This is a genomic window from Luteimicrobium xylanilyticum, from assembly GCF_009429125.1.
Lineage (GTDB): Bacteria > Actinomycetota > Actinomycetes > Actinomycetales > Cellulomonadaceae > Luteimicrobium > Luteimicrobium xylanilyticum.
In genome coordinates this window covers 3,514,422-3,539,278 of sequence record NZ_CP045529.1, presented here as the reverse complement: position 1 = coordinate 3,539,278, position 24,857 = coordinate 3,514,422, and the positions used below count along the sequence as shown (strand labels likewise).

The 24,857-nt window shown below is 73.1% G+C and carries 23 protein-coding genes; 15 read left to right on the top strand and 8 right to left on the bottom strand.

The features are described 5' to 3' along the window. Positions 1-22: 22 nt before the first annotated feature. From KDY119_RS15730 to KDY119_RS15705, 6 genes are read left to right on the top strand one after another with little or no spacing between them, the layout of a single operon-like run. Entirely contained in the window at positions 23-1,135 is a 1,113-nt protein-coding gene (locus KDY119_RS15730) for an LLM class flavin-dependent oxidoreductase (RefSeq protein ID WP_153022523.1), read from the top strand. A 25-nt stretch (positions 1,136-1,160) separates the two neighbouring features. Then, a complete protein-coding gene (locus tag KDY119_RS15725) occupies positions 1,161-2,735 on the top strand; it encodes an LLM class flavin-dependent oxidoreductase (RefSeq protein ID WP_153022522.1) in 1,575 nt (524 codons plus the stop codon). Continuing rightward, a complete protein-coding gene (locus KDY119_RS15720) occupies positions 2,732-3,295 on the top strand; it encodes a GNAT family N-acetyltransferase (RefSeq protein ID WP_051136310.1) in 564 nt (187 codons plus the stop codon). Before KDY119_RS15725 ends, KDY119_RS15720 begins: the two co-directional genes overlap by 4 nt. A 2-nt stretch (positions 3,296-3,297) precedes the next feature. Then, positions 3,298-4,419 carry an LLM class flavin-dependent oxidoreductase gene (locus tag KDY119_RS15715; protein WP_036947482.1) on the top strand — a complete coding sequence of 374 codons (1,122 nt, stop codon included), beginning with the start codon at positions 3,298-3,300 and terminating at the stop codon, positions 4,417-4,419. 60 nt (positions 4,420-4,479) lie between these two features. Then, complete coding sequence (locus KDY119_RS15710; protein ID WP_051136309.1) at positions 4,480-5,121, top strand: TetR/AcrR family transcriptional regulator; 642 nt, start codon at positions 4,480-4,482, stop codon at positions 5,119-5,121. Beyond that, positions 5,118-6,398: a Cmx/CmrA family chloramphenicol efflux MFS transporter gene (locus tag KDY119_RS15705; protein ID WP_036947481.1), complete on the top strand. Its 1,281-nt coding sequence runs from the start codon at positions 5,118-5,120 to the stop codon at positions 6,396-6,398. The genes KDY119_RS15710 and KDY119_RS15705 overlap by 4 nt, the downstream gene beginning before the upstream one ends. Before the next feature lie 180 nt (positions 6,399-6,578). On the opposite strand, the gene KDY119_RS15700 is transcribed toward KDY119_RS15705, so the two are convergent. Genes KDY119_RS15700 through KDY119_RS15675 form a run of 6 tightly spaced genes read right to left on the bottom strand, consistent with a single transcriptional unit; the run spans position 6,579 to position 13,129 of the window. Further along, a complete protein-coding gene (locus KDY119_RS15700; protein WP_083890656.1) occupies positions 6,579-8,231 on the bottom strand; it encodes an ABC transporter substrate-binding protein in 1,653 nt (550 codons plus the stop codon). 29 nt (positions 8,232-8,260) lie between these two features. Then, complete coding sequence (locus KDY119_RS15695) at positions 8,261-9,883, bottom strand: dipeptide ABC transporter ATP-binding protein (RefSeq protein ID WP_153022521.1); 1,623 nt, start codon at positions 9,881-9,883, stop codon at positions 8,261-8,263. Next, entirely contained in the window at positions 9,880-10,842 is a 963-nt protein-coding gene (locus KDY119_RS15690) for an ABC transporter permease (protein WP_083890655.1), read from the bottom strand. Before KDY119_RS15690 ends, KDY119_RS15695 begins: the two co-directional genes overlap by 4 nt. A gap of 27 nt (positions 10,843-10,869) precedes the next feature. Continuing rightward, positions 10,870-11,856 (bottom strand): ABC transporter permease, encoded by a 987-nt coding sequence (locus KDY119_RS15685; protein ID WP_036947476.1) that lies wholly within the window; start codon positions 11,854-11,856, stop codon positions 10,870-10,872. Between the two features lie 44 nt (positions 11,857-11,900). Beyond that, positions 11,901-12,530 carry a flavin reductase family protein gene (locus tag KDY119_RS15680; RefSeq protein ID WP_051136308.1) on the bottom strand — a complete coding sequence of 210 codons (630 nt, stop codon included), beginning with the start codon at positions 12,528-12,530 and terminating at the stop codon, positions 11,901-11,903. Then, complete coding sequence (locus tag KDY119_RS15675; RefSeq protein ID WP_153022520.1) at positions 12,527-13,129, bottom strand: NADPH-dependent FMN reductase; 603 nt, start codon at positions 13,127-13,129, stop codon at positions 12,527-12,529. The genes KDY119_RS15680 and KDY119_RS15675 overlap by 4 nt, the downstream gene beginning before the upstream one ends. A gap of 208 nt (positions 13,130-13,337) precedes the next feature. Between KDY119_RS15675 and KDY119_RS15670 the strand changes: the two genes are divergently transcribed. The 8 genes from KDY119_RS15670 to KDY119_RS15635 all read left to right on the top strand — a co-directional run bounded on the left by KDY119_RS15670 (position 13,338) and on the right by KDY119_RS15635 (position 22,172). Further along, positions 13,338-14,072: a copper homeostasis protein CutC gene (locus KDY119_RS15670; protein WP_227994703.1), complete on the top strand. Its 735-nt coding sequence runs from the start codon at positions 13,338-13,340 to the stop codon at positions 14,070-14,072. Positions 14,073-14,252: 180 nt separating this feature from the next. After that, positions 14,253-15,980 (top strand): ABC transporter substrate-binding protein, encoded by a 1,728-nt coding sequence (locus KDY119_RS15665; RefSeq protein WP_036947474.1) that lies wholly within the window; start codon positions 14,253-14,255, stop codon positions 15,978-15,980. Between the two features lie 53 nt (positions 15,981-16,033). Next, positions 16,034-17,023, top strand: coding sequence for an ABC transporter permease (locus tag KDY119_RS15660; protein WP_036947473.1), 990 nt, complete (start codon positions 16,034-16,036; stop codon positions 17,021-17,023). Beyond that, positions 17,016-18,119: an ABC transporter permease gene (locus tag KDY119_RS15655; RefSeq protein ID WP_227994381.1), complete on the top strand. Its 1,104-nt coding sequence runs from the start codon at positions 17,016-17,018 to the stop codon at positions 18,117-18,119. The genes KDY119_RS15660 and KDY119_RS15655 overlap by 8 nt, the downstream gene beginning before the upstream one ends. Beyond that, positions 18,116-19,030 carry an ABC transporter ATP-binding protein gene (locus KDY119_RS15650; RefSeq protein WP_085997981.1) on the top strand — a complete coding sequence of 305 codons (915 nt, stop codon included), beginning with the start codon at positions 18,116-18,118 and terminating at the stop codon, positions 19,028-19,030. Before KDY119_RS15655 ends, KDY119_RS15650 begins: the two co-directional genes overlap by 4 nt. 1 nt (position 19,031) lies before the next feature. Beyond that, complete coding sequence (locus KDY119_RS15645; RefSeq protein ID WP_036947472.1) at positions 19,032-19,898, top strand: ABC transporter ATP-binding protein; 867 nt, start codon at positions 19,032-19,034, stop codon at positions 19,896-19,898. Between the two features lie 211 nt (positions 19,899-20,109). Then, complete coding sequence (locus KDY119_RS15640) at positions 20,110-21,786, top strand: RNB domain-containing ribonuclease (protein WP_227994380.1); 1,677 nt, start codon at positions 20,110-20,112, stop codon at positions 21,784-21,786. Then, complete coding sequence (locus KDY119_RS15635; RefSeq protein ID WP_036947470.1) at positions 21,783-22,172, top strand: sterol carrier family protein; 390 nt, start codon at positions 21,783-21,785, stop codon at positions 22,170-22,172. Before KDY119_RS15640 ends, KDY119_RS15635 begins: the two co-directional genes overlap by 4 nt. A gap of 23 nt (positions 22,173-22,195) precedes the next feature. Here the strand turns inward: KDY119_RS15635 and KDY119_RS15630 are convergent, their stop codons facing one another. Both KDY119_RS15630 and KDY119_RS15625 read right to left on the bottom strand, forming a co-directional pair. Then, on the bottom strand, positions 22,196-22,660 hold the full coding sequence (locus KDY119_RS15630) for a GNAT family N-acetyltransferase (RefSeq protein WP_036948751.1): 465 nt from the start codon (positions 22,658-22,660) through the stop codon (positions 22,196-22,198). Positions 22,661-22,751: 91 nt separating this feature from the next. After that, positions 22,752-24,494: an HNH endonuclease signature motif containing protein gene (locus tag KDY119_RS15625; protein ID WP_153022518.1), complete on the bottom strand. Its 1,743-nt coding sequence runs from the start codon at positions 24,492-24,494 to the stop codon at positions 22,752-22,754. A 120-nt stretch (positions 24,495-24,614) separates the two neighbouring features. On the opposite strand from KDY119_RS15625, the gene KDY119_RS19220 reads away from it, so the two are divergent. Then, positions 24,615-24,857 carry a hypothetical protein gene (locus KDY119_RS19220; RefSeq protein ID WP_085997980.1) on the top strand — a complete coding sequence of 81 codons (243 nt, stop codon included), beginning with the start codon at positions 24,615-24,617 and terminating at the stop codon, positions 24,855-24,857.

Below are 24,857 nucleotides of genomic sequence, written 5' to 3'. Positions count from 1 at the left end.
CTCCCCGAGAAAGGACATCCCCATGGCCGCGATCAACGGTCTCGACCTCATCGACGCCCCCGCCGGTGCGACCCCCGAACAGGTCACCGCTCGCCTCCAGGAGGTCGTGCGCAACGCCGTCCTCTTCGAGGAGCTCGGGTTCGACGGCTTCGCCGTCGGCGAGCGCCACCACACGCCGTTCGTGTCGAGCGCGCCACCCGTCGTGCTGTCGCACATCGCCGCACGGACGTCGCGGATCCGCCTCTTCACGGGCGTGACCCTGCTGTCGGTCCTCGACCCCGTCCGCGTCGCCGAGGACTACGCGACCCTCGACCATCTCAGCGGCGGCCGCCTCGAGATCATCGTCGGCAAGGGCAACGGCCCCGAGCAGGCGGAGCTCTTCGGCATCGGGCGCACGGAGGCGTGGGACACGCTCGAGGCGAACTACCGGCTCCTGCGTCAGCTCTGGTCGGGCGAGCCCGTGACGTGGGACCCGCCCGAGGGGCTCCCGACGATCCGCCGCACGCCGCTGCGCGAGGCGTCCGTCTTCCCGCCGCCGCTGCAGCGACGGATCCGGGTCTGGCACGGCTCGGCGACCGCCCAGCGCAGCGTCGAGCTCGCCGCCGAGTACGGCGACCCGATCTTCTCCGCGAACGGCTTCAACCCGCTCGAGTACTACGCGCGCCTCGTCCGGCACTACCGCGAGACGTGGGCCGCGCGCGGCCGCGACCCGCAGGACGCGCTCGTCGGCGCCGGGCACGGCGCCGTCCTCGTGGCGGAGCGCTCGCAGGACGCCGTCGAGGCGTACCGGCCCGTCTACGAGGCGCAGGCCGCACGGCTGCGCGCCGCGAACACGAACCTGCCCGGGACCGTCACCTTCTACGACTCCTACGAGGACTTCCTCGAGCAGGGTTCGAACCTCATCGGCAGCCCGCAGCAGGTGCTCGACAAGGTGGCCCGCTACCACGAGGCGTTCGGGCACCGCGTGATCAACGTCGCCGGGAACAAGGGCGGCCTCGGGCAGCAGGTCTGGGAGGACTCGCTCCGGCTCTTCGCGTCCGACGTCGTCCCCGAGCTCCGCCGCACCATCCCCGACCCGCCCTCGCCCGAGCAGAGCGCGGACGTCGCCGAGCGCGCGACCGTCGCCGCCGCCTGACCTCCCACCGCAGAAGGAGACCCTCGTGTCCGAGCCCAAGAACGTCCCCCTGTCCGTCCTCGAGCTGGCGCCTGTGAGCGTCGGGCAGCCCGGCGCCGAGGCGGTCCGGGCGGCGCTCGACGTCGCCCGCGCCGCCGACGACGCCGGGTACCGCCGGATCTGGTTCGCCCAGCACCACCTGTCGCCGGGCGTCGCGTCGGCGCAGCCCGCCGTCCTCGCCGCGCTCGCCGCGGAGCGCACGACCCGGATCCGCGTCGGCTCGGGCGCGGTGCTGCTCGGCAGCACCACGCCGCTCGTCGGCGCCGAGCAGTTCGGCACCGTCGCCGCCGCGCACCCGGGCCGCGTCGACCTGGGCGTGGGCCGCGCGCACGTCATCCCGCCCGCCGACGGCGCAGCGGGGGCCGAGCGCGAGCCCGGCGGCTCGGCATCCGACGCGGAGGGCGGGACGGGCACGCCCGAGCGCACCGAGACGCGCGTCGTCGACGGGCTGGTCGTGCCCCGGCCGGTCCGGTTCGACCTGTCGAACCCGGCGCTCAAGCGCCGGATGCTCGCGCACTTCGGGATCGTGGGCTCGCGGGACGCGGGCCCGTTCCGGGACGAGCTCGAGGCGATCCTCGCCCTGCGCGACGGCTCGTTCGCGTCCGACGGGCTGGCCTTCACGAGCCCGCCCGTCGAGGGCGCCGCGTTCGACCTGTGGGTGCTCGCGTCGAGCGGCGGCGAGAGCGCGCGCGTCGCGGGCGAGCTCGGGCTGCCGCTCGCGGCGAACTACCACGTCGCCCCGGGGAACGTCCTCGACACCGTCACCGCGTACCGGGACGCGTTCCGGCCCGGCGTGCTCGCCGAGCCGTACGTCGTCGTCTCGGCCGACGTGCTCGTCGCGGAGACCGGAGCCCGGGCGCGCGAGCTCGGCGCGCCGTTCGCGGACTGGGTGCGGTCGATCCGGACGGGCGTCGACGGTGCCATCGCGTTCCCCGCCCCCGGGACCACGACCCCGTGGGAGGAGTGGTCGGAGGAGGACCGCGCGCTCGTCGCCGACCGCCTCGAGTCGCGGTTCGTCGGCTCGCCCGACGAGGTCGTGGCGGGGCTCGAGGCCCTCGTCCGGGCGACGGGCGCCGACGAGCTGCTCGTGACCACCGAGGCGTTCGACCCGGCCGACCGGGTGCGGTCGTTCGAGCTGCTCGCGGCCGCCTGGGCCGAGCGGGCACCCGTGCAGCCCGCGTCCGACGCCGGCGAGCGGGTGTCGGGCGGCGCCGTCCTGATCGACGTCCGGAGCGCGGGCGGTCGCGCGGCGACGGGCGAGATCCCGGGCGCGCGCGTCACCGACCGGAACCGGCTCGAGACCCTGTTCGACGACGGCGGCACGCCGCTCGTCTCGTTGGACACGCCGATCGTCGTGGTCTGCGGGTCGGTGAACGGCTCCGGCCCGGTGGCGCGCGAGCTGCGCCGTCGCGGGTTCACGGACGTCACGCACGTCGACGGCGGGTTCCCGGCCTGGAAGGCGGCCGGCCTCCCGACGTCGGACGCGGCGACCGAGCCTGCGCCCGCCGAGCCCGAGTCCGCCGAGGACGCGCGCGACCTCGAGCCGGCGGCGCGCGCATGAGCGAGCTCCTCGAGGCGGTCCCGCGCCCCGCCTCCGCCGCCGTCGTCGTGCGGCTCGTCGAGCCCGCGGAGCACGAGGCGGTCGGCGACCTCCTCGAGCGCGCTTACACCGCGGACTACGCCATCGGCGACGAGTACCGCGCGTCGCTGCACGCCGTGGCCGAGCGCGCCGCGGAGCACCAGGTCTGGGTCGCGGCCCGCGGGAACGAGCTCCTCGGCAGCGTCGCCACGCCGCGCCTGGGCCGCACGATCTCGCCGCTCGCGCAGCCGGGCGAGCTCGACTTCCGGCTCCTCGGGGTCGACCCGTCGGCCCGCGGTCAGGGCGTCGGGCGGCTGCTGACCCGGCACGTCGTCGGCCTCGCCCGCGAGCGCGGTCTCGTCCGCGTCGTCATGAACTCGGGGCCCCGCATGCTGCCCGCCCACGCGCTCTACGCCTCGCTCGGCTTCCGGCGGCTGCACGAGCGCGAGACCCGCGTCGTCGAGGGCGGGACCCTGCTCGCGTTCGGCCTCGACGTCGCCCCCGACCACCCCACCCACCCCACCCACCGAACGGAGTCCTGACCATGCCCGTCGAGTTCCTCGGCATCGCGACCACGAGCGACGCCTCCGAGACCACCGCCCCCACCACGAAGCCGGTCGACCTGCGCTACCTCGAGCGCATCGTCCGCGCGCACGAGGACAACGGCTGGACGCGCGTCCTGTTCGCGTACGGGTCGAGCGGCCTCGAGCCGTCGGCGCTCGCGGGGTGGATCGCCGCGAACACCCGGTCCATCGAGCTCCTCCTCGCGCACCGGCCGAACGTGTCCTACCCGACGTTCGCGGCCAAGACGTTCGCGACGCTCGACCAGGTGTCGCAGGGCCGCCTGTCCGTGCACTTCATCACGGGAGGCAACGACCACGAGCAGGCCCGCGAGGGTGACCGGCTCACCAAGGACGAGCGCTACGCGCGGACCCACGAGTACATCCGGATCGTCAAGCAGGCGTGGACCAGCGCCGAGCCGTTCGACCACCACGGCGAGTTCTACGACTTCGACGACTTCGTCCTCGACGCCAAGCCCTACGAGGGTCGGGTCCCGACGATCTCGTTCGGCGGCTCGTCCGACGCCGCCTACAGGGTCGGGGCGGCCGAGGCCGACATCTACGCCGTCTGGGGCGAGCCGCTGGACCGGACCGCTGAGCAGATCGCCCGCATCCACGACGAGGCGCAAGCTGCGGGGCGCACCACGCTGCCCCGGATCCACGCCGCGTTCCGGCCGATCATCGCTCCGACCGAGGAGCTCGCCTGGGAGAAGGCGCACCAGATCCTCGGCCGGATCGAGGACCGCAAGGCCGGGGCGGGCGACCTGCTCCGCCGTTACCGTCCGGGCGCGCCCGAGAACGCCGGGTCCCAGCGGCTCCTCGAGATCGCCGCGCAGGGCGAGCGGTTCGACACGGCCCTGTGGACCGCGACCGCGAAGGCGACCGGCGGTGCCGGGAACTCGAACGCGCTCGTCGGGACGCCCGAGACGGTCGCGCAGGCGCTGCTCGCCTATTACGACCTCGGCGTGAGCGTGATCTCGGCGCGTGGCTACGACCTGCTCGACGATGCGATCGACTTCGGGCGGTACGTCATCCCGATCGTCCGTGAGGAGGTCGCCAAGCGCGACGCGGAGCGCGCGGCGGCGGACGCCGCACGCGCGGCGTAGGGAGTCGGCCACGCTACGCCATTCTGGACACGCGTGTCCAGAATGGCGTAGCGTGGACGCATGCCCAGGAGCCGACAGTTCGACGAGGACGCCGTCGTGGACGCCGCCATCGCGGAGTTCACCGAGCACGGGTACACGGGGACCGACGCCGTCGGGCTGTGCGAGCGCGCAGGCATCGCCCGGTCCAGCTTCTACAGCACCTTCACCAGCAAGGACGCACTGTTCGAGCGTGCTCTCGCGCGCTACACCGGGCGCGGGGCAGGCGAACGCGAGGAGCTGGTCGCCAGCCGCGACCCCGCGCCCGTCGTGCTGCGCCGGCGCTTCGCCGACGCGCTCGGCGACCAGTGCGCACGCGACGACCGCCTCGGCTGCCTCTCGGTGAACACCGCCGTCGAGCTCGGCCGCAGCATGGTCGGCGTGACGGCCCTGCTCGACGCCGACCGCAGCGCCTGGATCGACGCCTACGCGCGGATCCTGGCGCGCGGCCGCGACGAGGGCGACATCAGGCCCGACGTCGACCCCCACGCGTTCGGCCCGCTCGTCCACACGACGCTCGCCGGGCTGCGGGTCGCGGCCCGCGTCGCCACGCCCGACGAGGTGCGCGCCCAGCTCGACGCGTTCCTCTCCGCGCTCAGCACCGAGGCGGGCCGCGAGGCACTCGCAGCCGTCCCCGCGTGCCCCGTCGAGCAGGTGCGCGGATGAGCGCCACCACGCCCACCGCCCCACGCAGCACCCGGGTGCCCGGCGTCGTCCTCCTCCTCGCGGCGGTCACCTTCTGCCTCGGTACCAGCGAGTTCATGATCGCCGGCCTGCTCGAGCAGATCGCGGCCGACCTGCACGTCAGCATCCCGCAGGCCGGACTGCTCATCACGGCGTTCGCCGTCGGGATGGTCGTCGGGGCTCCGGCGATGGCCGTCCTGACGCTGCGCCTGCCGACCCGCTCGACGCTCGTCCTCATGACCGTCGTGTTCGCCGCCGCGCACGTGCTCGGCGCGCTCGCCCCCGGCTACGGCGTGCTCCTCGTCTCGCGGGTCCTCGCGGCGGTCGCGTGCGGCGGCTACTGGTCGCTCGCGGCCGTGCACGCGCACCGGGCGAGCCCGCCCGGGGCGGTCGGGCGGTCGCTCGCAGCGCTCGTCGGGGGCCTGACGATCGCCAACCTCGTCGGCGTGCCCGGCGGTGCCTGGCTGGGCGAGCGGTACGGCTGGCGGAGCGCGTTCTGGGTGATCGCCGTCGTGACGGCGCTCGCCGCCGTGCTCGTCGCGGCGACGGTCCGCGACCGGCGCCCGGCCGAGGGCGTGGCCGACGCCGCCCCGCAGCGCACCCGCGACCTCCTGGCCCGCGAGCTCGGCGTGTTCCGCACCCGCCGGATCTGGCTCGCTCTCGCGACGACGGCGCTCTTCCAGGCCTCCGTGTTCGCCGCGTTCTCGTACTTCTCGCCGCTCCTCACCAAGGTCGCGGGACTCGACCCCGACGCGGTGCCCCTCGCGCTCGTGGGGTTCGGGGTCGGCGCGTTCGTGGGCGTCACCATCGGCGGGCGCATCGCGGACCGCAACCTCTGGGGCAACCTCCTCGGGTCGCTCGTCGCGACAGCGGCCAGCCTGCTCCTGCTCGCTGCCGTCGCATCGGTGCCGTGGGCGGCGTTCGGCGCGGTGCTGCTCGTCGGCATGTCCGGGTTCTCGATCGCGGGCGCACTCAACGCGCGGGTCTTCCAGATCGCCGCCGGCGCCCCGACGCTCGCCGCGAGCATGAACACCGCGGCCTTCAACGTCGGGAACGCCGTCGGCCCCGCGCTCGGCGGCGCCGTGATCGCCCTCGGCCTCGGGTACCGGGCGCCGCTGCTGGTGGGCGTCGTGCTCGCCGCCGGTGCCCTCGCGACCACGGTCGTCGCGATGCGGCGCGACGGGATCCGCGTGCGCCGCGGCGCACCGTCACCCACGCCCGCCGTCACGGTTCCGGCCGACGCCTGCTGCGCCGACTGAACCTGAACCGGGCGGGACCCGGACGTGGTCACGACGACGGGGCCCGGCCCCACCCCGAGGCCGGACCCCGTCCGCGGTTCCCTGCGGAACCGGTGGCTCCCCGTGGGGAGCGGCCCCTGGGGGCCCGCGTCGTCGGGCGGCTACCCCGCCCCTCCCGACGACGCCGTCATGGCCGGACCGTCACTTCGCCTTCCACGCGTCGACCAGCAGGTCGAGGCGCGAGTCGGCGCCGAGCGCGACGCCGTGGACGTCCTTCTGTGTCCCGATGATCGAGGTCAGCTCGTGCACGGGTACCTCGTGGTGCTGCGTGACGAGCCGCTCCTGGATCTGGGCGAGGACCGCGTCGCGCTTGGTCGGGTCGCCCGTTGCCAGCTGCTTCTGCAGGAGCCTCTCAAGGGTCGGGTCGTCGATCCGGTAGTAGTCCGTGGCTGCGGTCGAGAACGACGTGCGCAGGATGTCGCCGTCGGCGCGCGAGCTGTTGCCCCACGCCGCGTCGTAGTCGCCCTTCTGGAGCGTCGCGAGGAACTCCGGGACGGCGCCCGTCTCGAGCTTCGCCGCGATGCCCACGGCCTTGAGCTGCTGCTGGATCAGCTCGAGGGCCGTCTGGTTCGGGGCGAAGTTGGAGATCCACTCGATCGTGAAGGTGAGCTGCTTGCCGTCCTTGGTGCGGATGCCGTCGGCGCCCGGCTTCCAGCCGTCGGCGTCGAGCACCTGCTTGGCTTGGTCCACGTCCGTCACGATGTTCTTGCTGACGTCCGCGTACCCGGGGGTGGTGGCCCCCAGGGGGCTCGTCGCGACGGCGAACTTGTCGTCGAGGGCGGTGTCCCGGACCTCCTTCGGGTCGACCGCGAGCGCGACGGCCTTGCGCAGCTCCGGGTCGGAACCGAACGGGCTGGCCTCGTTGAACGTCAGACCGAAGACCAGTCCGGGGTTGGCTCGGTAGACGAGCGGGAGGCCGGCGCCCTCGAGCTGGCTGACGTCGTTGGGCTGGACGCCACCGATCACGTCGGACTGTCCCGACGTCAGCGTCCCGGTGCGCACTCCCGCCTCGGGGACGACCTTGAAGGTCACCGTGTCGAGGTGCGCGCCCGTCGTGTTGTCGAAGGCCGCGGGCGCCCACGTGTAGCCGGCGCGCTTCTTCAGGACCGTCTCGACGTTCTTCGTGTAGCGGTCGAGCGTGTACGGGCCGGAGCCGACGATCTTGGAGCCGTCCGTGCGCTCGTCGTACGGGGTCTTGAGCGTGGACTCCGCGAGGATGCCCAGGCCCACGGCGGTCGTGGCCTGGGGGAAGGCCGCGTTCGGGGTGCTGAAGTCGACCTCCACCGTGCTGCCCTTCGCGACGATCTTGTCGAGGCCCACGAACGCCGTGACGGCGTTGAGGGCCTTCGCCCCGTTCTTCACGATGTCGTCGAAGGTGTCCTTGACGGACTGCGCCGTGAGCGGGGTCCCGTCGGAGAACGTCACGCCGTCGCGGATGGTGAACGTGAACTTCTTCGCGTCGTCGCTCGCGGTCCACTTGGACGCGAGCCACGGCTGCAGCGAGCCGTCCTTCGGGTCCTGGTAGAGCAGCGAGTCCACGAGCTGGCGCGTCACGTAGAGGGTGTCGTTGCCGGAGCCCGTCCCGGACGGGTTGAGCGAGATCGGGTCGTTCTGGATGGCGAAGCTGAGCGCGCCGCCGTCGACGGGGGTGCCGCCGTCGGACGCGGTGGTGCCCGCTCCGGAGGAGCCACCGCTGCAGGCGGCGAGGGCGAGCGTGAGTGCCGTGGCCGTCGCGAGGAGCGCGGCGGGTCGCCGCAGGCTGCGGGGCGACGGTCGCGTGTGTCGGTGGTTCATCGTTCTCTCTTCTCAGTGTGCTTGAAGGCTCAGGCGGGGACGCCGGCCTCGGCGCGGGTGCCCGGGATGGCACCGAGCAGCTCGCGGGTGTAGGGGTGCTCGGGCTCGGCGAGCACCCGGTCGGTGGGTCCCTTCTCGACGACGCGGCCGTCCTGCATCACGACGACGTCGTGTGCGATCTGGCGGACGACGGCCAGGTCGTGCGAGATGAACAGGTAGGACACGCCCAGCTCCGCCTGCAGCCGGGCGAGCAGCTCGAGGACCTGGGCCTGGACGCGGACGTCGAGCGCGGACACGGGCTCGTCGAGCACCACCAGCTCGGGCTCGAGCGCGAGCGCCCGGGCGATCGCGACCCGCTGCCGCTGGCCCCCGGACAGCTCGGCGGGCCGCCGGGCCAGCGTGCCCGCCGGGAGCGCGACGTGGTCCACGAGCTCCGCGGCCCGCGCGCGCCGGGAGGCGCGGTCCCCGACGCCGAACGCTCGCAGCGGCTGCGTGACGATCCGCTCGACCGACAGGCGCGGGTCCAGCGACGCGTACGGGTTCTGGTGGACGAGCTGCACCCGACGGCGCAGCGCACGCAGGCGCTCCCCGCTCGCCCGGGTGACGTCCTCGCCGTCGAGCAGCACGGTCCCGCTCGTGGGGTCGGCCAGCCGCACCGCGAGGCGGACCGTCGTGGTCTTGCCCGAGCCCGACTCGCCCACGATCCCGAGGGTCTTCCCGCGCTCGAGCGCGAAGCTCACGCCGTCGACGGCGCGCAGCACGCCACCGCCGGCCGCCCGCGGGCGGGGGAACTCCTTGACGAGGTCGCGGACCTCGAGGACCGGCGACGACGTCGCCTCGGTGGACGGCACCACGAGGCTCCGCCGGGTGTTGAGGCTCGGGGCCGCCTCGATCAGGGCCTTGGTGTAGGCGTTCTGCGGCGCGCCGAGCACCTGGGCGGGCGTGCCCACCTCGACGATCCGGCCCTGGGACATCACGGCGATGCGGTCGGCGCGGTCGGCGGCGACGCCCAGGTCGTGGGTCACGAGGAGGACGCCGGTCCCGGTGGACGCGGTGAGCGTGTCGAGGTGGTCGAGGATCTGGCGCTGGACGGTGACGTCGAGCGCGGACGTGGGCTCGTCGGCGATCAGGAGCGCGGGCCGGGCGACGAGCGCGACGGCGATGAGCACGCGCTGGCGCATGCCGCCGGACAGCTCGTGCGGGTAGAGGTGGGCGACGCCGTCGGGCAGGCCGGCCTGGGCGAGGGCCTCCTCGGCGCGCGTGCCGGCTGACCTGCGGTCGGCGAGACCGTGGATGCGCAGCACCTCGGCGACCTGCTTGCCGACCGGCGTGACGGGGTTGAGGGAGACGGTGGGGTCCTGGGGGACGAGCCCGATCCCGTACCCGCGGACGGCGCGGAGCCGGCGGGCGGGCACAGTCGCGAGGTCCGTGCCGTCGAACCGGACGTGCCCGGACGTGATGCGCGCCGTCGGCGCGAGGAGCCGGACGACGGCGTGCGCGGTCGTGGACTTGCCGGACCCGGACTCGCCGACGAGCGCGACGGTCTCCCCGGGGGCGACGTCGAGGCTGACGCCGCGGACGGCGTGCACGTCGCCGCGCGGCCCGGAGTAGGTGACGTGGAGGTCGTCGACGTGCAGGAGCGGGCTGGTCATGACGGGTTCCCTTCGGCGTCGAGGGCGCGGGCGAGCCGGTTGCCGGCGAGCACGGTGAGCGCGATGACGACCCCGGGGAGCGTGGTGAGCCACCACTGCCCGGCGAGGTAGTCGCGGCCGCCGGCGACGAGCGAACCCCACTCGGGCTGGGGCGGCTGCGCGCCGTACCCGAGGAAGCTCAGGGAGGACACGGCGAGGATCGCGGTGCCGAGCTCGAGCGCGGCGAGCACGAGGACGGGTCCGACGGAGTTCGGCAGGACGTGCACGAGCAGGACGCGCCACCAGCGGGACCCGCCCGCGCGGGCGGCCTCGACGTACGCCGACGTGCGGACCCGGAGCACCTCGGAGCGCAGGATCCGAGAGACGGACGCGACGCTCGTCGTGCCGACGGCGATCGCGACGTTCACGGTGCCGAAGCCGAGCGCGGTCACGACGGCGAGCGAGAGCAGGAGCCCGGGGATTGCGAGGAGGACGTCGGCGAACCGCATGAGGACGGCGTCGACGGCCCCGCCGACGAACCCGGCGAGGAGCCCGAGGACGGACCCGACGACGAGCCCGATCGCGATCGCGAGGAGCGCGGCGTGGAGCGTGGTGCCGGTGCCGTGGACGACGCGCGTGTACAGGTCGCGGCCGAGCTGGTCGGTGCCGAACCAGTGCTGCGCGGACGGCCCGGTGAGCTTGTCGGCGGGCACGCCGGCGAGCGGGTCGCCGGACGCCACCACGGACGGCACGACGGCGGCCACCAGGACGGTGACGAGCCAGACGACCGCGACGACGAGCCCGGGGCGCCGGGCGAGGTGGCGCAGCACGTAGCGCAGGCGGGCCGCGCGGGGGGCGACGTCGGCGTCGGCGTGGCGTGCGCCGTCGGGCGGGGTCACGACGAGGTCCACGAGTTCCGTGGCCCGGTCATGGGTCGCGGGCCCGGCGCTCTCGGGCGCGAGGGTGGTGAGGTCGGTCATGGGGTGGCTCCCTGGGGTGCGCCGGGCTCAGGCGACCGCGACGGCGTCGACCCGGGTGGCCGCCGCGCGGGTGCCCGCGCTGCGACGCCTCCGTTCGAGGCGCGGGTCGAGGAGGGGGTAGACGAGGTCGACGAGGAGGTTCGCGAGGACGAACACCAGCGCCCCCACGAGCACCACGCCCTGCACGACGGGGATGTCCTGGGCCTGGACGGCCGTGGCCGTGAGCCGCCCGAGCCCGGGCCGTGAGAACACGGTCTCGGTCACGACGGTCCCGCCGAGCAGGCCGCCGACGAGGAGCCCGGTCGCGGTGAGCGCGGGCAGGGCTGCGTTGCGCAGCGCGTGCCGCAGGTGCACGCGGACGGGCGACGCGCCCTTCGCGCGGGCGGTCGCGACGTACGGCTCGCGGAGCGTCACGACGAGGCTCTTCGACAGGAGCTGCGCGATCACGGCACCGGTGGGCAGGGCGAGCGTCACCGCCGGCAGGACGATCGACGCGAACCCCTGGTCACCGATCGCGGGGAACACCGGGAGGCGGAACGAGAACCACTGCAGGAGCACGAGGCCGAACCAGAAGCCCGGGATCGCGACGCCGAGCGGCGGCAGGCTCAGCAGCAGCGCCTGGAGGGACCGCCGGCGCACGAGCGTCGCGAGGACCGCGAGCCCGCCCCCGAGGACGACGGCGAGGAGCAACCCGGCGAGCGCGATCTGGACCGTGGGGCCGAGGGCGTCGCCGATGAGCGAGCTCACGGGCTCGCGGGTGCTCACGGACCGTCCGAGGTCGCCGTGGAGCACGTTCCCGAGCTGGTGGACGTACTGCACGACGAGCGGACGGTCGTAGCCGTACTCGTGCCGGACGGCGGCGAGCTGCTCCGGCGTGACGTCGCTGGAGTCGGTCCCGAGCAGCAGCGACACGGGGTCGCTGGGCAGGGCCCAGAGCACGAAGAAGGACACGGTGTAGGCGGCCCAGAGGACGCCGACGGCCTGTACGAGGCGTCCAGCGACGTAGCGGAGCACGGGGTACCTCCGTGGGGTGGTGGCGGGGCGGGGCGACGGCGAGGTCAGAGGGCGGAGTGGTCGCCGATCCGGTGGTACGTGCGGTCGTGGTAGACGAGCGGCCCGGGCTCCGTGGACGTCGCGCCGTCGGCGGCCGGGCCGGCGCTGCGCGTCCCGTGCTCGAGCGCCCGCAAGGACACGAGGTAGCTGGCGCCGACGGGCGTGCGCTGGACGACCCGCGCCCGGACCCACGTGAGGGCGTCGTCGATGACCGGCTCGCCCGTGGCGAGCGCGGTCCAGCCGCCGGCGGCGAAGCGGTCGATGCCGCTGGTCGCGAATCGCGCGGAGACGTCGTCCTGGTCGTCGGCGAGGAAGCTGACCGCCACGGTCCGGGCCCGGGCGAGCGCGGGCCACGACGAGGACGTCGACGCGATCGAGAACGCGAGCAGCGGCGGCTCGGCGGACACCGAGATCACCGACGTCGCGGTGAAGCCGACCTGACGCGCCTCGCCGGACTCGGGGTCCTCGTCACGCAACGTCACGACGGCGACGCCCGCGGGGTGGCGACGGAAGACGACCTTGTAGTCGTCGATGCCGAGGTGGGGCTCGTCCTGCTCGGCGAGCAGGGCGTCGAGGCGGGCAAAGTGGGCGGCGTCCGCGGACAGGTCTTCGGTGGGTACGAGCTCGGCGCTCATCGGGTGGCCTCCGTTCGGACGGTGCTGCGCAGGGCGGGAGCGGCGTCGGCGAGCCAACGCTCGAGGACGGTGTCGAGGTCGGCGAGCTCGGCCTCGGTGACGGTCAGGGCTCGGGTCGGGACGACGGCGCCCAGCTCGACGAGCAGCGGGCGCAGATGCACCTCGCCCGCGAGCGCGTGCGCCGGGTTGCCGGACACCACGAGCGGGACGGCGACGACGTCGCGCAGGTCACCTGCCCGGTACAGGTCGAGGAACGCCTTGAGCAGGCCCGTGTACGACGCCTTGTAGACGGGAGTCGCGACGACGACGACGTCGGCCCGCGCGAGGTCGGCGCGGACGGCGTCGGCCCGGGGGTGCACGGGTGCGAGCACCTCGCCGGCGAGGTCGGCGAGCTCGACGAGCTCGACCCGAGGCTCGGCGGCCCGGACGTCCGCCAGGACCCGGGCGATCGCGGTCGCGGCGGCCCGCCCCGTCGCGGCAGTGCGGGACCCGGCGCGCGGGTTCCCGGAGAGGACGACGACGCGGAGCGCCTGAGGCGTCCCGGCGTCGTCGGCGGTGGCCGGGGGAGAGGCTGTGGTCGCCTCGGTCGTGAAGGTCATGGCATCTTGTAGGCCCGACGGCGCCCCCGGGTCACGCGTCGGCCGGAAGTTCCCGACGGCTGGTCGAACGTTGCGCCACGTGACACGACCGGCGGGACGCTAGCCTCGTGCCGTGACCGACGACGACTCTCGCGCCCGCGACCCCCGTGACCCCCGCAGCCCACGCGACGAGGGCCGGCACCCCGGCGGCCGGCGGGTCGCCCTCGAGATCGCCGTGCAGGACGTCGCGGGCGTGCGCACCGCGCGCGCCGGCGGCGCGCAGCGGGTCGAGCTGTGCGTGGCGCTCGGCGCCACGGGCGGGCTGACCCCGAGCGTGGGCCTCGTCGACGTGGCGCTCGCGGTCGCGGAGGACTTCACGGACCACGAGCCGGTCGAGGTCCACCCCTTGATCCGGCCCCGGGCGGGCGGGTTCGTCTACGACCGGACCGAGCTCGACGTCATGGTCGCGGACGTCCGCGCGGTCGTGGACGCGGGGGCGCACGGCGTCGTCGTCGGTGCGTTGACCGCGGACGGCCGGGTCGACGTCGAGGCGGTCCGTGCGCTCGTCGCCGCCGCGGAGGGCCGCGAGGTCACGTTCCACCGCGCGCTCGATACGGTTCCGGACGTGCTGCGGGCGCTCGACACGCTCGCGGCGCTCGGCGTGGCACGGGTGCTCACGTCGGGTGGCGAGGCCCGCAGCGTCGACGGCGTCGAGCAGCTCCGCCGCTGCGCGCGGCACGTGCACGACGAGGCGCTGCCGGTGCAGGTCCAGGCCGGCGGGGGAGTGCGGGTCGCCGACATCGCGGCTCTCGTGGGCGCCGGGGTCGACGCCGTCCACCTGTCCGCGAAGACGGTCGTGCAGGACGCCGCGGGGCCGGGCGGGGCGAGCGAGTACGAGGTCACCGACGCGGGGCTCGTGGTCGCCGCCCGCGATGCGCTCGATGCGGCGCTGAGCGCGGACTGAGACGCGCCTCCGGGCGCCCGCGCGGAGCAAGGCACGTTGCTGCGCGGTATCAGTTAGGTAACTTTCCTGATCTATCCGCTCCGACACAGCGGAGCCTTTGTTAGTGTCCCTGCACACCTCACGGTCGAGGCGCGGGCGCAGGGGCGCACGGGCATCGCCGTCCACCAGAAAGGACCACCGATGATCCGAAGCACGAGGCGCAGGAGCGTCGTCGCCGCGGTCGCGCTGGCGTCGAGCGTCAGCCTGCTGCTCGCAGGGTGCGGCGGCGGCAGCAAGGCCACCGACGCGTCCACCTCCAAGGCGGCCAGCACCGACAAGCCCACGGGCGTGGCGAACTCGACCCGCGTGCTCAACGTGTGGGCCGGCTCGATGACGCCGATCGTGGCGAACTTCAACCCGTTCTCACCGAACGTCCTGCACGCCGCGATGGGCCCGATCTACGAGCCCCTCTTCGCGTTCAACAAGGCCGGCTCGGGCGACCCGACCCCGCTGCTCGGCGAGTCGTACCAGTTCAGCGACGACGGCAAGCAGCTCACCGTCAAGGTGAAGTCGGGCGTCAAGTGGAGCGACGGCACGCCGTTCACCGCCAAGGACGTCGCCTACACGTACACCTACGCGTTCTCGAAGCCGTCGTACATCATCTCGGCCGAGGCGACCGACGACACCACCGTCGTCGTGAAGTTCGACAGCCCGCAGTTCACCAACGAGTTCTCGCTGCTGGGCACGACGTTCATCATCCCGGAGCACATCTGGAAGGACGTCAAGGACCCCGCCAAGTTCACCAACACCGACCCCGTCGGCACGGGCCCCTACATCCTCAAGAAGGGCTCGGTCTCCTCGCAGGCCTACACGGTCGTCGCGAATCCCAACTACCGCGACGCCCCCCAGGGCAAGCCCGCGGTGAAGACCGTGCGCTACGTCGGCCTCGACGGCAACCAGAACGCCGAGGACCTCGTCAAGCAGGGCAAGATCGACTGGACCGGCATGTTCGTGCCCGACGTCGACGCCGTCACCTCGCTCGGCATCGGCTACATCAACACGCCGCAGGACCCCACGACCATCTACACCTGCTCCAACGCGGACGAGGGCTGCACCGGTGCGCAGACCGACAAGGCCGTCCGCCAGGCGCTCAACGTCGCGATCGACCGCAAGCAGATCAACGGCAAGGCGTTCAAGGGTCTCGGCGGCACCATCTCGCCGACGTTCGCGCTCCTCGGCCGTGACGACAAGTGGATCACCAACGACGACTGGAAGGAGTCGCCGCAGTCGGCCGACGCCGCGGCCGCCGCGAAGATCCTCGAGGGTGCCGGCTACACCAAGGGCTCGGACGGCTTCTACGCCAAGGACGGCAAGACGGTCAGCCTGACCCTCAAGTCGCCGGCGGGCTGGACGGACTACAACCAGGCCGCCGAGCTCATCGCGTCGGAGGCGAAGGCCGCAGGCATCAAGATCACCGCGAGCACCATCTCCGAGCAGGAGTACTTCGACGCCCGCGGCTCCGGCAAGTACGAGCTCCTCATGGGCGGCGTCGTCGGGACCTCGGTCGCCGACCCGTTCCAGATCTACAAGGACTGGTTCGCCGGCTTCTCGACCACCAAGGTCGGCACCCCGCTCAAGGCGAGCACCTGGAACTTCTCGCGCTACTCCAACGCCGACGTCGACGCCGCGGTCAAGGCTGCCGCGTCCACGAACGACGAGGCGAAGCGCAAGGAGCAGTACGCGATCATCCAGAAGAACATCGTGGACGACCTGCCGTACATCCCGGTGATCATCAACGCGACCCAGACGTTCTTCAACAAGAAGGACTTCGCCGGATGGCCGACCGAGGACGACCTGTACCAGTTCCCGCCGTCGTGGGGCTCGGTCTCCTCGGGCGTGATCCTCGCCAACCTCGTCCCCCTCAGCTGACCTGAGCGGGACCTACCGAGGATGAGCTCGACGACGACGGGAAGAACCGAACCATGAAGTACTACGGGCGGCGGGTGGCGTTCTACGCGATCACCCTCTGGGCCGCTGTCTCCCTGAACTTCTTCATCCCGAGGATGCTGCCCGGCGACCCCGCGCAGATCCTCATCGGGAAGCTCGCCCGCAACGGCGACGTGACCCCGGCGGTGGAGCAGAACGTCAAGCTCATCCTCGGTGGGTCCGACGAGCCACTGTGGAACCAGTACTGGGCGTACCTGAACAACATCGTCCACGGTGACCTCGGCATCTCGGTGTCGAAGTACCCGGAGCCGGTGTGGGACCTCATCAAGGACGCCCTGCCCTGGACGCTGTGCCTCGTCGGTGCGGCCACGATCATCGCGTTCGCCATCGGCATCGTCGGTGGCGCGTGGATCGGCTGGAAGCGCGGCAGCGCATGGGACCACGTGATCCCGTTCACGGCACTCCTGCAGTCGGTGCCGTACTTCTGGCTCGCGATCCTGCTGGTCTACTTCCTCGGCATGAAGCTCGGTCTCGCGCCGATCTCGTGGGGGTGGGACGTGCAGACGTACGACCATCCCGAGTGGTCGTGGGCGTCGATCGTCGACGTCTTCCAGCACGCGGTCCTGCCGGCGCTCACCATCGTGCTGAGCGCGGTCGGCGGCTGGCTCGTCGGGATGCGCAACATGATGGTCTCGACCCTCGCCGAGGACTACATCGTGACCGCGGAGGCCAAGGGCCTCCGCCCGCGCCGGGTGCTGTGGGTGTACGCGGTACGCAACGCGGCCCTGCCGTCGTTCGCCGGGTTCGCGGTGGCGCTCGCGTTCGTCGTGTCCGGGTCGCTGGTCATGGAGCAGGTGTTCAGCTACCCCGGCATCGGCAAGCTCATGATCACCGCCGTCAGCAACGCGGACTACGCGCTCATGCAGGGGGTGTTCCTGCTCACGACGGTCGCCGTGCTCGTCGTGAACTTCCTCATGGACCTCATCTACGGCTACATCGACCCGAGGACGCGTCACCATGGCTGAGCACGAGACCACGGGCGAGGACGTCCGCGAAGCACACTTGGTCACGGCCGCGGCCACCACGGTCGACGCTGCCGACGTCGTCGTCGACGGGCTGCCCCCGGACCTTCCCGACGCCGTCGGCGACGGCTCGCTCGCCGCCGCCGTGACGGGCGAGCCCGCCACGGCGGAGCGGCCCCGCTCGCGGCGGCGCGACCTCATGCCCTCGTGGTCGCCGAAGCTCGTCGTCGGCCTGGTCATCACCACCGTGATCGTGCTGTTCGCGATCATCGTGCCGTTCTTCACGCTCGACCCGAACAGCACCGACTACGACGGGCTCCTCAAGCCCGGCGAGCAGGGCCACCTGCTCGGCACGAGCGCGATCGGCAACGACATCTGGGCGCAGCTCGCGCACGGTGCGCGCGGCTCGCTGCTCATCGGCGTCACCGTCGGCGTGATCGCCCTGGCGCTCTCCGTGGTCTTCGGCATCTTCGCCGGCTACCTGGGCGGCTGGGCGGACGAGACGCTGTCGCTCATCACGAACATCATGCTCGTCATCCCGGCGCTGCCGCTGACGATCGTCCTGGCGGCGTACTCGTCGAGCCGGTCGATGTGGCTGGTCGCGGGAGTCCTCGGCCTGACCGCGTGGACGGGCTCGGCGATCGTGCTGCGGACGCAGGCGAGATCGCTGCGGGCCCGCGACTACGTGCTCGCGGCCCGGGTCGCGGGCGAGAAGTCGGGCCGCGTGATCGCCGTCGAGATCCTTCCGAACCTCCTGCCGCTCGTCGCGGCACAGTTCCTCTTCGGCGTGATCTTCGCGATCCTCGGCGAGGCCGGCCTGTCGTACCTCGGCCTCGGCCCGACCGACGCGGTCACGTGGGGCACGATGCTCTACCAGGCGCAGCAGGGCTCGGCGCTGACCCTCGGAGCGTGGTGGTGGTTCGTCCCGCCGGGCCTCCTCATCGCGCTCCTCGGTTGCGGGCTCTCGCTCGTCAACTTCGCCATCGACGAGATCATCAACCCGAAGCTGCGCAACGTGCCCAAGGCCACCCGGCGGGTCCGGAAGGCCCGCAAGCACGAGAAGCACGCCGCAGCGACGACCGAGGAGGCCGGCGCATGAGCGCGACCGCGACCCGGTCGGCCGGCCCCGTGAGCCTGCCGTCCCACGAGACGTACCTGAAGGGCCTGACTCCGGTCCTCACCGCGACCGACGTCTCGATCGACTACCTCGTCGACCCTCCCGTCCACGCGGTCAAGAACGTCTCCCTCACCCTGCACCGCGGCGAGATCCTCGGTCTCGCCGGGGAGTCGGGCTGCGGCAAGTCGACGCTCGCCTACGGCCTGAACCGGCTGCTCAAGCCCCCGGCCGACCTCGCGAGCGGCGCCGTGACGTTCCACGACGAGTCCGGGACGGACATCGACGTCCTCGGCCTGTCGGGCGAGAGCCTGCGGGTGTTCCGCTGGGACAAGATCTCCATGGTCTTCCAGGGGGCGATGAACTCGCTCAACCCCGTCATCAGCGTCAAGCGCCAGCTCCTCGACGTCTTCACGACGCACCGCCCCGGCATGCCGAGGAAGCAGATGCTCGCCGAGGCGCGGGAGCTCCTGCGGATGGTGGGCGTCGACCCGAACCGGCTCGACAGCTTCGCCCACGAGCTCTCGGGCGGCATGCGGCAGCGCGTCATGATCGCCATGGCGCTCGCCCTGCGCCCGCAGGTGATGATCATGGACGAGCCGACGACGGCGCTCGACGTCGTCGTCCAGCGCGGCATCCTGCGCGAGATCATGCGGCTGCGTGAACAGTTCGGGTTCGCGGTCGTCTTCATCACGCACGACCTGCCGCTGCTGCTCGAGATCTCGGACCGCATCGCGGTCATGCTCCAGGGCGAGATCGTCGAGCTGAACACCGCTGCCGACCTCTACGAGCGCCCGCAGCACGAGTACACGCGTCGCCTGCTGGCGTCGTTCCCGAGCCTCACCGGAGACCGGGGTGCGTTCATCCGCACGGGCGAGACCGAAGGGGTGGCCTGACATGACCGACACCGATCAGAGGGCACGCCGCACCGGCTCCCTCGAGGTCAAGGACCTCGTCAAGGACTTCCGGGTCCGGTCCGGGATGCGCAGCTCGAAGTTCCGGGCCGTCGACCACGTGTCGTTCACGCTCGAGCCCGGGAAGACCGTGGCGCTCGTCGGGGAGTCCGGCTCGGGCAAGTCGACGGTCGCACGCATGATCGCCAAGCTCGAGAAGCCCACGTCGGGCGAGATCCTGCTCGACGGCGAGCCGAGCGCCGCCCGGGGCGTCGCCCTCATGCGCTACCGGAACGACGTCCAGATGGTCTTCCAGGACCCGTTCGCGTCCCTCAACCCGTTCCACACGGTGGGCCACCACCTCGAGCGGCCGATCAAGATCCACCACCGGGCCTCGGGCCGGGACGCCGTCGAGGCGGAGATCGAGCGCCTGCTCGAGCGGGTCAACCTCAACCCTCCGCGCGAGATGGCGGACCGTCGCCCCCACGAGCTGTCCGGCGGCCAGCGTCAGCGGGTCGCGAGCGCGCGCGCCCTGGCGCCGGGGGCGCGGTTCCTCATCGCCGACGAGCCGGTGTCGATGCTCGACGTGTCGATCCGCCTCGGGCTGCTCAACATGTTCGCGCGCCTCCAGCGCGAGGAGAACCTCGGCGTCCTCTACATCACGCACGACCTGGCGACCGCCCGGCACTTCTCGGACGAGATCCTCGTCATGTACCGCGGCCAGGTCGTCGAGCGGGGTCCGTCGGACCGCGTGATCCTCGACCCGCAGCACGCGTACACGAAGACGCTGCTGGCCGCGGCCCCGAACCCGGAGAACCACGGCAAGCTGCGCGAGGAGGTGCGGGCCGAGCTCGCACGCGAGAACGCCTGACGGCGCGCCGAGCGGGTCAGCGCGTCGGGCGGTCCGGGGACGGGCCGCCGCGACCGGGTCGGGTGCATACGAGCAGGACGAGTGCGGTGGCGCAGAGCCCGGCGAGCGCCTCCTCGGGCTCGCGCTGCTGCCCGAGTTCGCCGTGTCCGACGACGACCTGCGCGCCCTGCTCTACGCGGTGGTTGCGCCCGGCACCCTCTAGCCTCGGGGTGTGCCTGCCCAGTACCTGAGGATCGCCGGCGCGGACGCCGCCACGTCGCGTGCCGTGCGCCGTTCGCTCGCCGACCTGCGCCGCCAGATGGAGATCCCGGACGACTTCACGCCCGAGGTCCTCGCGGACGCCGAGCGCGCGGCCGCGCGCGGCCCGGCCCTCGCGACGGCCGGACCAGAGCGCGAGGACCTGCGCGCCGTGCCCTTCCTCACCATCGACCCGCCGGGCTCGATGGACCTCGACCAGGCGATGGCCCTCGAGCGCGTCGCCGGGCCCGACGGCGCAGGGTCGGGTTTCGTCGTGCACTACGCGATCGCCGACGTCGCGGCGTTCGTCGAACCGGGTGGCCCGGTCGACACCGAGTCGCACGTGCGCGGCACGACGCTCTACGGCCCGGACGGGCGCACGCCGCTCCACCCCGCGACGCTCTCGGAGAGCGCGGCGAGCCTCCTGCCCGACGCCGAACGTCCGGCCGTCGTCTGGCGGATCGTCCTCGACGCGCGCGGCGAGATCGTCGGGGGAGCAGCGGACGCCGCCGGCAGCCCGGGCGTGACGGTCCGCCGCGGCGTCGTGCGGTCCGTCGCTCGCCTGAGCTACGAGGAGGCGCAGGCCGCGCTGGACGGCCGGGCGCCGTCGTCGGCGGGGGAGACGCTCACCCTCCTCAAGGAGATCGGGACGCTCCGGCAGGAGCTCGAACGGGAGCGGGGCGGGGTGTCGCTCGACGTGCCCGAGCAGGTCGCCGTGACCCACGACGACGGCACCACCACCCTCGAGCTGCGCTCGACCCTGCCCGTCGAGGGGTGGAACGCGCAGGTCTCGCTGCTCACGGGGATCGCTGCGGCGCGGGTCATGCGCGCCGGCGGGGTCGGGATCCTGCGCACCCTTCCGCCCGCGGACCCGCGCGACGTCGCCCGGCTGCGCCGCACCGCGCGAGCGCTCGGCATCGAGTGGCCCGAGGACCAGCCGTACGGGGAGCTGCTGCGCACGCTCGACTCCGCCCAGCCCCACCACGCCGCGTTCCTCACCGAGGCGACGTCGCTGTTCCGTGGCGCTTCGTACCTGGCGTTCGGCGGCACGGACCTGCCCGCGGTGTCCGAGCTGCCCGGCGCGTCCGACGGCCCTGCTGCGTCAGACGACCCTGCCGACCGCGTCGTCACCCGCCATGCCGCGATCGCCGCCGAGTACGCGCACGTCACCGCGCCGCTACGGCGGCTCGTCGACCGGTACGGCACCGAGGCGTGCCTCGCGGCGTGCTCGGGCGACCCGGTACCCGACTGGGTGCTCGACGGCCTCGCCGGGCTGCCCAAGATCATGGCCCGCACCGGGCAGAAGGCCGGTTCGTACGAGCGGGCGTGCCTCGACACCGTCGAAGCCGCACTCGTCGCGGACCGGGTCGGGGACGTGTTCGACGGTGTCGTCGTCGACGTGGACGACGAGCCCGCGAAATCGGCGGACGCGTCGGACCCCGCGGACGGTGCGGGGGAGCCGGGACAGGGTGGCGAGCGGGGTCAGGTGGTGGTCGCGAAGCCCGCCCTCCGCGCGTCGGTCACGGGGGCCGCGCTCCCGCTCGGCGAGCCCGTGCGGGTGCGGCTCACCGAGGCGTCGGTCGAGGAACATCGGATCGCGTTCGTCCTCGCCGAGGGTGACGCGCCGAACGCCGATGAGGGCCGCGGATGACGCCCCGGCGCCGCACCGCCCCCGACGCCGGGCGGGTCGCCATCGCCGCGTGGCGTGCGGCGCTCGCGGACGGCACCCAACCCGTGCGCGCCGACGTCGCCACCGCTGTTCGTTTCACGCTCGAGGAGCTCGCCGACGTCGCCCCCGGCCACGCGGTCGAGGTCCGGGTCCCACCGTGGGGTGCGGTGCAGGCGATCGAGGGCCCGCGGCACACGCGGGGGACGCCGCCGAACGTCGTCGAGACCGACCCGGCGACGTGGTTCGCGCTCGTGACCGGGACGCTCGGCTGGGACGACGCGGTCGCCGACGGACGTGTGCGGGCCTCAGGGGAACGCGCGGGCGAGGTGGCGCGGTGGCTGCCGCTGCAGGCGGCGCGACCACGCTAGGCGTCCGCCGCGCGGCAGCGCGCTCACGGCGCCGGGTGGTCCAACAGACGCGACCACGCGACCTCACGGTCGAGTTGCCCCGTCTCCTGGAACAAGCGCACCTGATGGGTCTGAGCGAGCGCCAGGGCGAGCTCGCCACGATCGGCGGGCCCGAAGCCGAGCCTCTGCCAGAAGGGCCCGGAGCGACGGCTGAACAGCCAGGCCGTCGTCGCCCCCTCGTTCCGCGCCCGTTCGAGTGCGAAGCGAGCCAAGGCGGTGCCCCTCCCGCCGGATCGATGCGCCGGGCTCACGGCGACGCTCCGGATCAGGGCGTGACGGCCGTCAGCGCTCATCTCGTAGCCGGTGCTTCCGACGACCGCGCCGTGCTCGTCGCGCTCGAACCACAACCGGACGCTCTCGGCATCCAGGCCGCTGAGGGTCAGGTCGACCTCGCCCAGGAATACCGTCAACGCGTCGACGTCCCCGGGTGTGCACTGCTCGAGATCCACGCACACCAGTCAACCATCGGCGCCTCGCCGACCGGACTCATCAGAACCGCCGCAGCGGCGCGCCGGCGGAGCGAGGAGCGTCGGCAGCGCCTTAGAACGGTGGTGTGTCGTCGTTGGTGACGTCGTCCGGGAGTGGGAGCGTGACGGCGGGATGGCTGACGTGCTCACGGCCGGTGGGTGAGGTCCAGGTCAGGGTGCCGTCGGTGGTGGTCTGCCGGACGTTCCAGGCGGTGGCGTGCTTGAGGCGGTGGTGGGTGCGGCACAGGTGGGCGAGGTTGGTGGCGTCGGTGGTCCCGCCCGCGACGTAGGCGAGGGTGTGGTCGACGTCGCAGCGGGCCGCGGGCCGGGTGCAGCCCGGGAACCGGCAGGTGGCATCGCGTAGGCGTAGGTAGGCGCGCAGGTCCGCGGGCACGGCGTAGGTGTCACGTCCCACCGCGAGGGCGGTGCCGGTGTGCGGGTGCGTCAGGAGTCGCCGGAACGACGGTGCGCGGGCGGCGAGCAGGGTCGCGGTGTGGTCGTCGATCGGCCCGTACCCGTCCAGGTGCGCGACCTGCGAGCGCGCCGTCTCGACGGTAGGTCGCGGTGACGATGAGCCCGGTGGCGGTGGCGGTGGCGTCAGCGGCGACGGTGGCGACGGCGTTGGTGGCGGGTCGGTCGTACCCGGTGGGGCGGTGCGGTCCTCTGGCTCGGTCTCCTCGGGTGGGGCGCTGCTGGTGAGGGTCCGCAACAGGGTGAGCACGGGGACGGTGACCGTGACGTGGGGGACGATGCTGCGCGCGATCCGTGCCATCGCGGCGCGGGTCGCGACCACACGCCGGGCGGAGTCGTCCGCCTCGAACGGCGTGCGTTGCAGCCGGTCGAACAGCTCGCGCGCCCGTGACACGTCGTCGGGCCGTGGTGTGCCCATCTCGCCGCTGCCCGTCCTGCTCGGGCGCGGACCCGGTTTTGTCTCGCCCTGGCCTTCCGTGGGCTGCGACTCGGGGTGCTTCGACAGTTCGAGGCTGAGGGCGACCAGGTCGAGGGTGCCGTCGTCGAGCAACAGCGCGGACAACACGTCCGCGCGCAGCTGGTCCGCGGTGCGGGGCTCGTCCGGGCCCCGCAGGACCTCGACTGCGCGGTCGATCCGGTCACCGATCGCGCACGCGGTCACGGCGGGCAGGTACGCGGTCAAGAACGCCATCCCGTCCCGGGCCGGATCGACCCGCACCGACCGGCGCGCGGCTGTCCGTTCGTGGCGGACGCTGACCGGTTCGGCGAGCAGACGTTCCCGGGTCCGTGCCACGCGGCGGCCGAACGCCCCCGGGGCCATCGTCTGCGCGGCCGGCAACGTCATCGTCTCGACCGTTTCCCGGTCGCCCTGGTCCAGGTCGCCGGTGTGCTCGACCAACGCCTGGGCGTGGCGGTAGGACACCGTGCCCGCCCGCATCGCGGTCGTGGTCGCAGGCAGCGCGTTCACGAGGACCTCGGCCTCGTCCAGCAACCGGGCAGCCGTACGCTCGTGCACCGTCAACGTCGTCGCGACCTCCGCGACCAACGCCCGCTGAGCGAGCATCGCGTCGTCACCCGACCCGGACCCGGACCAAGCGTCCGGGGTGAGCTCAGGCGCCAGCAACGACCCCGGGTCGGCCTCGACGGTGCGGCGCGCGATCTCCAACAGCTCGGTCCGCCACGCGGTCGCGGTCCGGATGATCGACTCGACCTGACCGATCGCCCGCACGACCCCGGCAATCGTCGCCTCGTCCTCACCCAGCACCAACGACCCCACGCCCGCGCCGGGCTCCAGGCGCGACGACACGGCGAGCTGCGAACCCTCGCGCACCGCCGTCGTCGTCATGCCCCCAGTCAACACCGAGCCACTGACATTCACTCGAACACATGTTCGAGAGTGGGTGTGGCGAGATGGCGCCGTTCCGGATGCTGCGTCCCGTGGCCGGAGCCGCGCACAATGACGGCCATGAACACCGAGAACAGCGCGAACGACGTGCGCTCGGGACAGTTGAACGTGGACGTTCGCGGGCTGCGCCTCGAGGACGAGGCGTCGGCGAGGGCCGGCCACTGCGAGCTGGCAGAAGAGGGCTTCACCTTCCTCCCGTTCTTCGAGGCGGACGAGCCGTGGACGGCTTACCTCGCCCGGGCCGCACGGCTCAGCTCCGGCGAGGGCTTACCGCCGGGCTTCGTGCCGTCGTCGAACCTGTAG